Origin of the sequence: Bacteroides sp. 51 (assembly GCF_010500965.1) — a bacterium.
In the GTDB taxonomy this organism is placed as follows: domain Bacteria; phylum Bacteroidota; class Bacteroidia; order Bacteroidales; family Bacteroidaceae; genus Bacteroides.
This window is the reverse complement of the sequence record NZ_QVMI01000029.1, coordinates 16,416-28,231: the sequence shown is the minus strand read 5'-3', so window position 1 is coordinate 28,231 and position 11,816 is coordinate 16,416. Positions and strand designations below refer to the sequence as shown.

The window sequence follows — 11,816 nt, the reverse complement described above, 5'->3', positions numbered from 1 at the left end:
ATGCTGCTAATTTCGGCAAAAGAATTGTATAAATGGGTCTAAGGGGACTGTTGACTGAAATTTACTATTCTTGACCGGAATTTTCGCCTGGCTTCCATTTTTGTTGGTTGCTACGGCAAAGATATAACACTTCCCAAAATCCGATTGATGTGAACGACCGTATTTGTCCGCCAATGACCGCCGTTTGCTTTAAATTGTCGCCAGGGTGGTATTGGGGTTGTGGTAGGATAGTACTTTGGTTGTGCTACCATAGTACCCTGGCGGTGTTACCATACTACCCAACGAGGCTTAGGGTAGTACCCTAGCGGTGTTACCATACTACCCTGGCAACACTACCATACCACCCAACGGGGCTTAGGGTAGTACCCTGGCGGTGTTACCATACTACCCTGGTTTTAGAGCATAACGGATTGAAAAGGAGTGATTTACTGTAGGGGCGGTTCGCGAACCGCCCAATGCCCAGAATACACAGGAAACCATTTTCGGGCGTTTCGCGACCCGCCCCTACAGTAAATCATTTAAATCAAAACACATACCAAACCCCTCAAAACCCCACAACATGCAGCGCCCCGTACAGAAAATACCTTAACATAAATAACACATCCCACTTTTATAATGTATACATCTGAGTTCATAATGCATACATTTGCCCCCATAATGCATACATTTTCAGACAAAAGAAAGGAAAGTAAAGTAAATAAAATCTTGAAAATGAAAGTTCGCAAGCTCACATTACACGCATGCGCACGTACGCGAGAGATTCAAATATTTATTTCGTGACAATCAGCCAACAGTCGGAAAACAACCTCCCGAATACTTCCATACCCACAAATATCTCGCTACTTTTACACACAGCAATGCCTCGGATAACACATCGTATATCGGCAAGAAAGAGTGGTAAAAACAGGGCTTTTCCGGCAAATGACCGGAATTTACCCTACTTGGTTAATTTTTACCAGCATTTTAATGCTGCACCATCTAAGGCATACCTGATAATATTTGTAACTTTACGCATATGAAAAGAATTAAAATACTATACGCACTGCTGCTGCTCACTTTCTGCCTGCAAGGGTTTGCGGTTGGGAATAAGAATTTCCATTTCAGGAAAATACAGGTAGACGATGGACTGTCCGAAAACACCGTCTACTGCATCCTGCAAGATTCCAAAGGCTTCATGTGGTTTGGCACGAAAGACGGACTGAACCGGTACGACGGCAGCAACTTCCGCGTCTTCAGGCATAGCGTGCTCAACCCATCCTCCCTGGGCAATAACTTCATTCGTAGCATAGCCGAGGGACCGGAGGGCGTTTTGTATATCGGCACCGACATCGGACTGTACATCATGGACACCGTTCACGAAACCTTTATCCCCGTTACGCTCGAAACACTCGAAGGCAAGCGCCTGACCACGGCCGTAAACACGCTTCTGATCGACCGCGATGGCAAACTCTGGATCGGCTCCATGTATCAGGGCACATTCATTTACGACCCCGCCCAACAAACCCTGCGCCAGGTTGAGGTGAAAAACTACAACCTCGGGCAGAATGCCGTCTGGACCATTTACGGCGACCGCTCCGGCACCATCTGGGTGGGCACCCGTCTCGGACTGTTGCGCTATAACGCCGGCGCCAAAGAACTCGAAGCCGTAGACGGTCTGTTTAGTCCCCTCGAAAACTCCGACCATGAAGTCCTCACCATTCTCGAAGACACGAAAGGCAGCCTGTGGCTCGGAACCTGGTCCGATGGTGTACGGTTTTACGACCGCCAGCGATACTACAACACCTCCTATCTGGGCTTGCAGAGCGAAACAGATTACATCACCCATGTCCGTGCGCTTTACCAATACGACAATACCCACATCCTCATCGGTTCCGACGACGGCCTCTACCTGTTCGACATGGAGAGCAAAGAAAGCCGCAGGGTAGATATTCCCCAATCGTACTACAGCATGAGCGACCAGAACGTGTACTCCATAGCCAGCGACCGCGAAGGCGGAATCTGGATCGGAACCTATTTCGGTGGCATCAACTACCTCGATGTCTTCCTGCTTCCGGTCGAAACCTACTACGCCGACGTGAAACACGGCATGCTCTCCGGCAAAGCCGTCAGCCAGTTCTGCGAAGACGCCAACGGCAATATGTGGATTGCAACCGAAGACGGCGGGGTGAACCATTTTGATGTACGCACCAAGCGCATCACCCAACCCATTCAAACCTCCTATCACAACACCCACGCCCTGCTGCTGGACGATGACAACCTGTGGATCGGAACCTTCTCCCGTGGCGTCGACGTCTACAACACCCGTACCGGCAAGCTCCTGAACTACCGCAGCAACGTACGCGATGAGTTTACGCTGAACGACGACTGTATCTTCTCCCTCTACCGCACCAAAAACGGCGATATATATGCCGGAACACCCGTCGGACTGAATAAATACGACCGCAGCACCGATCGCTTTGTCCGTATCACCGAGGTCACCGGATTCATTTACGATGTCAGAGAAGACGATCTGGGCAACCTCTGGGTAGCCACCTACGGAAACGGCGTCGTTCGCCTGGATGGTAAAACCGGGAAATGGATGTATTACGACCAGATCATTAGCAGCGACGACCCCGTGGTTGGCAGCAAACTGACCAGTATTTACATCGACGGACAGAAACGGTTGATCTTTTCCAGCGAGGGCCGGGGCATCTTTGTCTATGATTATCAGACCGATAAGTTCCGTAACATCTCCGAAACCGAGGGCCTGCCCAACAATGTGGTTTATGGCGTGCTCGACGACCCGTTTGGCAATCTTTGGTTGAGTTGCAACAAAGGCATTGTCTGTTTTGACATCCAAACACCAGCCAACTATAAACTATACAACAAAGAAGACGGTCTGCAAAGCAACCAGTTCAACTACAAATCCAGCTATAAAACCCGCGACGGGAAGTTTTATTTTGGTGGCATCAACGGTTTCAGTTGTTTCTATCCGCAAGACCTTTCGCAGCTTCAGAACACACATATACCGTCGGTCGAAATCACAGGCGTCCGCTTGCTCGGCGATTCCAAAGGACAAGATGCCGACATCCAGATCCTATTAAACAAACAACAACGCATCGTCTTCCCACACTACAAATCATCCTTCACAATCTCTTATATCAGCCTGAGCTACCAGTCGCAAAACAAAAATGAATATGCCTACATGCTCGAAGGAGTAGATAAAGACTGGACCCCGGCGGGCAATAACAAGAGTGTGACGTATGTAAATCTTCGTCCCGGCGAATATTCCTTTAAGGTAAAAGCATCCAACAACAGCGGTGTGTGGAACGAAGAAGGAGCACAGATAGATATCGAAATCCTGCCTCCGTTCTGGTTGTCGCTACCCGCCAGATTACTCTATCTGCTGTTAAGCATCGTCCTGATCTACTCACTGATAAGCTATTTCTGGAAGAAACACAAAGAGAAACAAACCCAACAACTGTATGCTTACAAAACGGAACAGGAAAAACTGGCATTTAAGTCGAAAATAGACTTCTTTACCAACATAGCACACGAAATCCGCACACCCGTAAGCCTCATAAAAGCCCCCCTGGAAGAGGTCATCGCACTGGGCGAGGGGAGCGAAGATACCAAACACAACCTGTTTGTGATAGAAAAGAACTGCAACCGGTTGAGCGTGCTCATCAATCAACTTCTCGATTTCCGTAAGATGGATTCCACCGATTATCATCTGAATCCGGAGGCAATAGACCTGAAAAACTATATGACCGAGCTCTACGAACGGTTCAAGAAAACCGTGGTGAGCCGCGACATCGAATTTACCCTTTCCCTGCCCAATGATTCGGTGGGAAGCATCATCTTCGATTCCGATGTGTTGACAAAGATTATCGGCAACCTGCTAACCAATGCCATGAAGTTTACCCGCGACAAGATTATCCTTACGATGGTGGTAAACGAAGATCAATCCTACACTGTTACCGTTGAAGACAATGGAAAAGGAATCCCCGACGATTTAAAGAAACTCGTCTTCGACCCCTTCTACCAAATTGAACCCGACAGCAATAAAGTAGGTACCGGTATTGGCCTTTCTTTGGTAAAAAAACTGGCAAAGATCGTGAATGGTAAAGTCACGGTGGTAGACGGTGGGATGGGCGGTGCACTTTTCTCCTTTACCTTCTCGGGGCTCTCCAAAGAACTGCCGGAGCAAAAGAATGTGACCGACAGCGTACCCGCTGTCGATGCTGCCGCAGAAGAACGTCCCGAAGTGAAAGAAAGAGATAAGAATGCCGTTCTCGTAGTAGACGATAATCCGGATATCACTTCATTTATTAAAAAAGTTCTTGAACGCGATTACGTCGTAGATACCGCCCTGGATGCCAATACCGCCTGGCGACTGTTGGAAGAGCGGGGGTACGACCTGATCATATCGGATATCATGATGCCCGATGTGGACGGAATTACGTTTACCAAGCGCATAAAAGCGGATTTGAATTATAGTCATATCCCCGTTATCCTCCTGTCGGCCAAGACCGAGAATGCCGTAAAGATAGAAGGCTTGCGCTCCGGAGCAGAGGTGTTTATGGAAAAACCATTCTCTACTTCTTTCCTGAAAGCACAGATATTGAGCCTGTTAGAGAACCGCCGAACCCTGCTGGAAGCATTCAACCGTTCGCCGCTGGCTTCGTATTCCATGTTGGCTACCAACCGGGGCGATGAGGTATTTCTGAACAAACTGAACGAGGAAATAGAGAAGAACCTGTCCGATGAAACCTTCTCGGTAGAGTCTCTCACAGATGTGCTCGGGATTAGCCGCTCCAATCTGCAACGGAAACTGAAAGCAATTTGTGCCGTAACCCCGGGCGAATACTTGCGTAATTATCGTTTGAAAAAAGCATGTAAGCTGCTCTTGGAAGGTGATATGCGGATTAACGAGGTGGCTTTTTATGTCGGGTTTAGCTCTGCATCTTATTTTGCAAAGGTGTTTATCAAGTGTTATGATATGTCGCCCAAAGAATTTATTCGCAGAAATTCTCTTGATGTTTCTTGATTTGGCAAGAATATGACTAGAATGAGAGTTTCCCATTAACTGTAGGGGCGGTTCGCGAACCGCCCGTGGCAACGCTAGGTGTATCATTGATTTCACTATTCAGCGTCAAGGGCAGACACAAGGCCTGCCCCTACAGTGCGATTGCTAAACAAATCGCTTTCTGGTGTTTATTTAAAGATTGAGTACGCTTAGTTCAGATTCTTCTTAATCGAATCGCCTACCTGCTTGATTTCTTTGCTTGCCTTGTCTGTTGCTTTCTTCACATCCTTTTTGGTATCATTCCAGGCATCTTTTGCATCGTCGGCCACTTTATCAATCTGTTTACCAGCTTTATCGGCAGCCTTGTTGATTTCTTTTTTTGCATCTTTGGCACCATCTTTCACATCGTCTTTGGTGTCCTCCCACGCATCTTGTACATTATCTACGGCTTTGTCAATCTTATCACCAGCTTTGTCTGCGGCGTTTTCGACTTTGTTCTTAGCATCGTCTATATTGTCCTTAGCGTTGTTTTTAGACTTTTCGCTACAGGAAGCTAATGACAGGATGAGTCCTGCTGCAATAAATACATTTAAAATCTTTTTCATTTTCTTTGTTGAGTTAGGTTAATACTTAAATTCCTATTAATGATACTTTCAACAATAATGAATACGGTTTTGTTTTTGATTGAGCGTTAAATAATGGGTCAAGCAGAAAAGTGTTTCTTTTGTGGGGTTATGAGAGAAACTTATGCTGTCTTAATATCGTCCCAAAGGGTGAGGCTGTTCAAATTATCAGAGCGAATGCAGTTATAACTAAAACGCTCGTCTGAGGTTATTCTTAAATCCGTGAAAAATTATCATCCGGACCTTTGATGAAAATCGTCGGATGATCTTATTCTTATTTACAACAACTGATTCAAAACAAATTTCTCCAGTTGCATTTGCTTAAAATCAAACCAAGACTGCCTATATTTGCTATCATCAATAATATACTTGAAGTTCTGAAAGGGTTTACGTTTTGAAATAGCAGTCCATAAACGTTCTTTTATAGTGTCTTGGTCGGGGATGCAATACTCAATAAAATCCTCCATGATCTTAAATGATTCCCATGATTCGGGTGGATCAATACGTGTTGAATGCTCCCAGCTGTCTACTTTATCATATACTTCACGGCTTACCTTATCGTACTCTTCATCACCGTAAGTAAGGTATGATTCGCCCAAAACGCAATCAACTTCCAGGGTGTCTGTATTAAGGAAACAAATCATGCCCATATCAATTCTTTGAGCAATATCCTTTATTGTTTCTTTAGGGTATTTTGGAGAATCAATATCCATTATAGTTCGGTTTTGTTATATTTTCTTTAAATAGTCATTTACTATATCTATATCAAAAGCATTGGCGTCCCAATTTTCGCCTTCTTCCAATCCAAGCCAGTCTCTATATTCATCGGCTTCTTCACTATCGGGACTCGTTATGAAAGTGTTTTTCATTTCTTCATAACCGTATGTGCCACCACAGTCTTCGGGTGGGCAGGCCCCTTTTCCTGAAAGGCAGACAGCTTTCTTTGTTTTATCGTCCGAGGTGTCTTCTAATGTGATTTCATGAACCCAGTTGTCGCCAAAATCATAGATATAGAGCAGTTTACGGACGTTGTTCGTGAAAATATCAGAAAGCTTAGTCTTTGAAGGATCTTGGGCTTCGACACCATATCCGAATTCGAAAAGATTATCTTCGGCTGGAATAGATATCCGAATATTGCTTTGATATTCTTTATCCATGAATTCAAATAGGTGATAATCCTCCCAATCAAATGCGGTTTGTATTACACTGTGGAATTTTAAAAAAGTGAAATCCGAAGGAACTGCGAGTTTTCTCCATACTGGAGGTCTGGTGATTCCTTTTATTTGAATTTTAAATAGATAAGTCATAAACATTATTTTTTTCAAAAATAGTGTGAAATAAAATATCTACAAAGTATAAATGTGTATTTATTGTACTTGATTAGTGTAATTAGGAGAAAATAACTCCTTATGCCCCTTTTTTATTGAATAACTTCCGCTCATATAAACGATAAACCCCCAAAATAGCAACACCAAAAGCGATAGCTCCAAATACAATTACTGTATTGCTAAGTCCATCTGCTTTAAAGGATAACTTTAACAAGATGGTAGATATGATAAAACCGGAATTTCGTATAATTTTATGAAACTGCTCGGTTAGACTGAACGATAATAGCAAAACCAATACTTCGGTTAGGATTAACGCAGTAAAGAATATATCAAAAAACGTGTTGTTCATGTGCTTTAGGATAAGAATAGTGTTGTCTATAGTTGGCGATATATGACCGAATACAGTAAAACTCCATATAAAGAGTACAATAAATAAAAGCATTAGTCCGATAGCCAGAATCTTTTTGGCAATTACGTATTTTATGCTTCTATCCCCATCGCACTGACGTTCATCTCCTAAGATACACCTATTTCCACTGAGTTTATAGAAACAGAATATGAGTAAACAAAATACAATAAGACTGGTGAATGTGATAAGTATTCCCTGAATCTGACTGAATTCAAATGGGGCATGGGTAACAGATGCATTGGATAAATCGTAGAATATCTTACGGATAAGTATCAATACAATGATTTCGTACTGTTTGCCCAGGTAAATAGTTAGTGATTTAGGCAGATAGTATATAAGGGAATATATCTCATATAATAAGATAATCGTAAATGGGGTATAAATAGCTGATAATAGTTTAAGAGAGTTCTTATTGTCTGCCTCATTTATGGGTATTATTCCGATGTCAACCAGCGCAATCAATGTGAGATGAAGTATGAATGCTACAATGGCTGTCAGGAAAATGATTTTTTCAACTTCTTTTTTCCTCGAATCGGATAGGAAGAATGAATATATCTTATTTATATGTTTAAATACTACATTCTGTGCCATATCTATATAACCGAAAAAAAAGAGAATTGTTCTTTTGTTTATGTATATTCTTTATCTTTGCATGCATCAAATTAGATCATTAAATATGGAAAAACTAATATATATCATTATGTTGCTGGGGCTAACTACCATGGTGGCATGTACAGGAAATAAAGACACTACAAAACATGATGAAACACGTATAGTGTTAAAAGATAGCGTTGATTCACAAGGTGTGCAACGTATGCAACCTTCTAAAATGGAACAAACAATCACTTTTAAAGGCAAGGACTATCAATCATTTGTAAATCGGGTACCTGGCGATTCCCTGGCTCGTGTTAAGAACGATATGGGAGATGTGTTTGTAGATAATACAATTACATTGCGATTGACCCGGGGAAATGAGAAAGTATTCAATAAGACATTTACCAAGCATAATTTTTCTTCATTGATAGGTGCGGATTTCATGAAACATGCTATTCTGGAAGGTATGGTGTTTGATAAAACAACGTCACAAGGCTTTGTGTATGCGGTGAGTGTGAGTTATCCCCAAACGGATTTATATATTCCGATATCGGTTACAATTACGCCTGACGGAAAGATGTCGATGGTGAAAGAGGAACTGATGGAAGAGATTTATGAAGTTGACAGTTGATAGTTGACAGTTAACCATGCGGCATCGTAACTGTCAACTATCAACTGTCAACTGTTAACTATCAACTGTCAACTAAATTACAGATTCTTTCCCAAATTGATTCTTTACTTTGTATGCTACCCATTGCCTAAAGCCGATAGTAGGAGGAAAAGAATATGAAGATACTTATTGTTGAGGACGAACCGGAATTAAGAGAAACTATTCGCGCGTCATTGATCAAGGAAAAGTTTGTTGTTGAAACGGCATCAGACTATCACACGGCAATGCTAAAGGTTAATGACTATAATTACGATTGTATTTTGCTGGATATCATGTTACCCGGTGGAAGTGGGCTTGATCTGTTGAAAGAACTGAAGCAACTTCACCGGAGCGATAGTGTATTGATCATATCCGCTAAGGACTCATTGGAGGATAAGGTTTATGGTTTAGACCTAGGGGCTGATGATTACCTGACTAAACCCTTTCATCTGGCAGAATTGAATGCCCGCGTCAAATCCATTATTCGTCGTAAGCAAACGCAAGGCGATATCTCTATAGAGTTAGGCAACCTGAAACTGTGGCCTGATAATCGGGAAGTTGTTGTAGAAGGTGAACCGTTACAGCTAAATCGTAAAGAATACGATCTGCTTTATTATTTTGTAGTGAATCCCAATCGGGTGATTAATAAAATGAGTTTAGCCGAAGCGGTGTGGGGGGATAATATTGATCAGGCAGATAGTCTGGACTTTATTTATTCGCAAGTGAAAAACCTACGCAGGAAACTGAAACAGGCAGGTGCTACGGTTGAGGTTAATGCCGTTTATGGTTTTGGCTATAAATTATCTGAATTATGAAACTGCTGCATTATATATTTCGTCAGATATCTGTTCTACTCTTTTTGCTGATGAGCGCATGGGGAGTATTTTTCTATTATGCCATATTAGAAGAGGTGACTGATGAAACGGATGATTCATTGGAGAACTACCGGGATATTATCATACGAAGTGCTTTGCAGGATTCAACGATATTAGATACACAAGGAACATTGATGTCTCTTTATTCTTTTCGACCGATTTCAGTGGAAGAAGCGGCAGGATATCGGGAAAAGTATTACGATTCGACTGTTTATATTGAGATAGAAGACGAATATGAGCCAGTGCGCGTGATGAAAAGTTGTTTCATGATGCCCAGCGGACAATATTATGAACTAGAAATCATGACTTCTACTTTGGAGAGGGAAGATATGATTGAGGCTATTCTATGGTACCTATTAGCCCTGTTTACCTTATTGTTGCTTTGCTTGTTGCTGGTTACCCGACTGGTGTTGAAGAAATCGTTTCGTCCGTTGGACCGGTTATTGGAGTGGTTGGGGAAAGTGCAGCCGGGTAAAGAAGTGCCTCCATTGGAAAATGATACTAAAATACAAGAGTTTAGTAAGTTGGGTGAGGCTGCTATTGATATGAGTAACCGAAGCTTTAAAGCCTATCAGGAACAAAAGCAGTTTATAGAGAATGCTTCGCATGAGTTGCAAACTCCTTTGGCCATTGTACGTGGTAAAGTAGAGTTGTTGGCAGAGAGTGAACCCCTTACTGAGGAACAAATGAAGGAGCTTGATGATATTTACAATACATTGGGTCGTGCGGTAAAACTCAATAAATCGTTGTTGCTGTTATCGCGCATAGAGAATAAACAATATACGGATACAGAAGATATTGTACTTAACCGTGTTATTGATAATATGTTGCCTGATCTGATGGATATTTATGAATCAAAGCACATATCCTTGAAGCGTGAGGATGCCGGTGAATTTATATTCAGGGGAAATGCTACGTTAGCGCAGGTGTTGGTTACTAATCTATTGAAAAATGCTTTGGTGCATAGCGCAGAGGGCGGTGAACTACACATTCTTATTAATTCAAGTTCCGTTATTATTAAGAATAGCGGAAGTAGTCCATTGGAGAAAGATAAAATCTTTCAACGTTTCTATCATGCTCAAACTACTAAAAAGGATTCTATGGGTTTAGGCTTAGCGATAGCCAAATCAATAGCGGCATCTTATCGGCTTTCCTTAGATTATACGTGGGATGGTATGCATTGTTTTCGTTTGCATAAATAGTCTTCTAAGGAGTCTGTTCTGTTAAAAAATAAAAAGTTCTTTCTTAAATCAGGTAATTCCCAAATCTTTCCCATTTTGCTATCGTTATTTGTAATGTGAATCGAACGAAACTGATTTACTTAAACCCAAAATAACGATTATGAAAAAGATTCTATCATTAGTAGTAATGGCACTTATAGCCATACAGTTTACATCTGCAAAGGATGTGGTGACTAAGGACGAAATGCAGCTTCCACTTGCTGCCCGTAATTTTATCAATCAACATTTCACTAAACCTCAAATCTCTTATATAAAGATTGAGAGTGAGCTGCTTAAAGGCAAAAAGTACGAAGCTGTATTGACCAGCGGAGTGGAGATTGAATTTGATAGCAAAGGGGAGTGGACTGATGTGGATTGCAAGCGAGGAACTGTTCCTGCTTCTATTATTCCTGAGTATGTAAAAGAGTATGTAAAGACAAACTTTAGCGGGCAAACGATTACACAAATCGAACGTGACCGCCATGGTATTGAAGTTGAATTGAATAACGACTTAAGTATCAAGTTCGATAAGAAAGGACAACTTCGCGAATTGGATGATTGACAAACTAAATTAATATCAACCTAAAAGAAAAGATTATGAAAGAAGTAAGATTCATGATGCTGGCTGCTATGTGTATGGCAATGTTCTCGTTCACCTCTTGTAGCGATGACGACGATTTTAAACCTGAAGATGCTGTACAAGCAGCATTGACTGCAAAGTATCCTAACGCAACCCATATAGAATGGGAAAAGAAGAAAACTTACCTGGTGGCAGATTGCCATGTAGACGGAAAGGATTTGGATGTGTGGTTTACAGCAGACGCACAGTGGAAGATGACTGAAACTGAACTGTTGGCTGCCGATCTACCTGCTGCTGTAACTGCTGCACTTGCTGCTCACGCTACGTATGGAAGCTGGCGTGTGGATGACAGAGACCTTTTGCAATATGCTAATGGCGCATCTGAATATGTAATTGAAGTCGAAGAGCATAATAAAGAAGTTGATCTTTATTTCTCGGCAGACGGAGAACTTCTGGACGAAGTTGATGTTACCACCGGTGATGATACACATTGGCCAGAATGACGGCAAGGTGCCGTACCCAGGTTTCCA

At 42.2% G+C, this 11,816-nt stretch carries 10 protein-coding genes; 6 read left to right on the top strand and 4 right to left on the bottom strand.

Annotated elements, in window-relative coordinates:
- Positions 1-1,015: 1,015 nt before the first annotated feature.
- A complete protein-coding gene (locus tag D0T87_RS18340) occupies positions 1,016-5,029 on the top strand; it encodes a hybrid sensor histidine kinase/response regulator transcription factor (RefSeq protein WP_163176735.1) in 4,014 nt (1,337 codons plus the stop codon).
- A 188-nt stretch (positions 5,030-5,217) separates the two neighbouring features.
- Here the strand turns inward: D0T87_RS18340 and D0T87_RS18335 are convergent, their stop codons facing one another.
- The 4 genes from D0T87_RS18335 to D0T87_RS18320 form a co-directional block, all read right to left on the bottom strand.
- On the bottom strand, positions 5,218-5,613 hold the full coding sequence (locus D0T87_RS18335; protein WP_163176733.1) for a YtxH domain-containing protein: 396 nt from the start codon (positions 5,611-5,613) through the stop codon (positions 5,218-5,220).
- Between the two features lie 296 nt (positions 5,614-5,909).
- Positions 5,910-6,344 (bottom strand): UPF0158 family protein, encoded by a 435-nt coding sequence (locus D0T87_RS18330; RefSeq protein WP_163176731.1) that lies wholly within the window; start codon positions 6,342-6,344, stop codon positions 5,910-5,912.
- 15 nt (positions 6,345-6,359) lie between these two features.
- Positions 6,360-6,938 (bottom strand): plasmid pRiA4b ORF-3 family protein, encoded by a 579-nt coding sequence (locus D0T87_RS18325; protein ID WP_163176729.1) that lies wholly within the window; start codon positions 6,936-6,938, stop codon positions 6,360-6,362.
- A gap of 100 nt (positions 6,939-7,038) precedes the next feature.
- Positions 7,039-7,959, bottom strand: a complete 921-nt coding sequence (locus D0T87_RS18320; protein WP_163176727.1) for a hypothetical protein — start codon at positions 7,957-7,959, stop codon at positions 7,039-7,041.
- A gap of 85 nt (positions 7,960-8,044) precedes the next feature.
- On the opposite strand from D0T87_RS18320, the gene D0T87_RS18315 reads away from it, so the two are divergent.
- The 5 genes from D0T87_RS18315 (at position 8,045) to D0T87_RS18295 (ending at position 11,789) form a co-directional block, all read left to right on the top strand.
- A complete protein-coding gene (locus D0T87_RS18315; protein WP_163176725.1) occupies positions 8,045-8,593 on the top strand; it encodes a DUF4738 domain-containing protein in 549 nt (182 codons plus the stop codon).
- 155 nt (positions 8,594-8,748) lie between these two features.
- Positions 8,749-9,426, top strand: a complete 678-nt coding sequence (locus D0T87_RS18310; protein WP_163176722.1) for a response regulator transcription factor — start codon at positions 8,749-8,751, stop codon at positions 9,424-9,426.
- Complete coding sequence (locus tag D0T87_RS18305) at positions 9,423-10,688, top strand: HAMP domain-containing sensor histidine kinase (RefSeq protein WP_163176720.1); 1,266 nt, start codon at positions 9,423-9,425, stop codon at positions 10,686-10,688. Before D0T87_RS18310 ends, D0T87_RS18305 begins: the two co-directional genes overlap by 4 nt.
- 139 nt (positions 10,689-10,827) lie before the next feature.
- Positions 10,828-11,268 carry a PepSY-like domain-containing protein gene (locus D0T87_RS18300; protein WP_163176718.1) on the top strand — a complete coding sequence of 147 codons (441 nt, stop codon included), beginning with the start codon at positions 10,828-10,830 and terminating at the stop codon, positions 11,266-11,268.
- Between the two features lie 35 nt (positions 11,269-11,303).
- Entirely contained in the window at positions 11,304-11,789 is a 486-nt protein-coding gene (locus tag D0T87_RS18295) for a PepSY-like domain-containing protein (RefSeq protein WP_163176716.1), read from the top strand.
- The last annotated feature ends 27 nt before the right edge of the window (positions 11,790-11,816 follow it).

Bases quoted from the DNA above. Each gene is read 5' to 3' on its own strand.
- D0T87_RS18340 (WP_163176735.1), top strand. From the start codon at position 1,016: ATGAAAAGAATTAAAATACTATACGCACTGCTGCTGCTCACTTTCTGC.
- D0T87_RS18335 (WP_163176733.1), bottom strand. From the start codon at position 5,613: ATGAAAAAGATTTTAAATGTATTTATTGCAGCAGGACTCATCCTGTCA.
- D0T87_RS18330 (WP_163176731.1), bottom strand. From the start codon at position 6,344: ATGGATATTGATTCTCCAAAATACCCTAAAGAAACAATAAAGGATATT.
- D0T87_RS18325 (WP_163176729.1), bottom strand. From the start codon at position 6,938: ATGACTTATCTATTTAAAATTCAAATAAAAGGAATCACCAGACCTCCA.
- D0T87_RS18320 (WP_163176727.1), bottom strand. From the start codon at position 7,959: ATGGCACAGAATGTAGTATTTAAACATATAAATAAGATATATTCATTC.
- D0T87_RS18315 (WP_163176725.1), top strand. From the start codon at position 8,045: ATGGAAAAACTAATATATATCATTATGTTGCTGGGGCTAACTACCATG.
- D0T87_RS18310 (WP_163176722.1), top strand. From the start codon at position 8,749: ATGAAGATACTTATTGTTGAGGACGAACCGGAATTAAGAGAAACTATT.
- D0T87_RS18305 (WP_163176720.1), top strand. From the start codon at position 9,423: ATGAAACTGCTGCATTATATATTTCGTCAGATATCTGTTCTACTCTTT.
- D0T87_RS18300 (WP_163176718.1), top strand. From the start codon at position 10,828: ATGAAAAAGATTCTATCATTAGTAGTAATGGCACTTATAGCCATACAG.
- D0T87_RS18295 (WP_163176716.1), top strand. From the start codon at position 11,304: ATGAAAGAAGTAAGATTCATGATGCTGGCTGCTATGTGTATGGCAATG.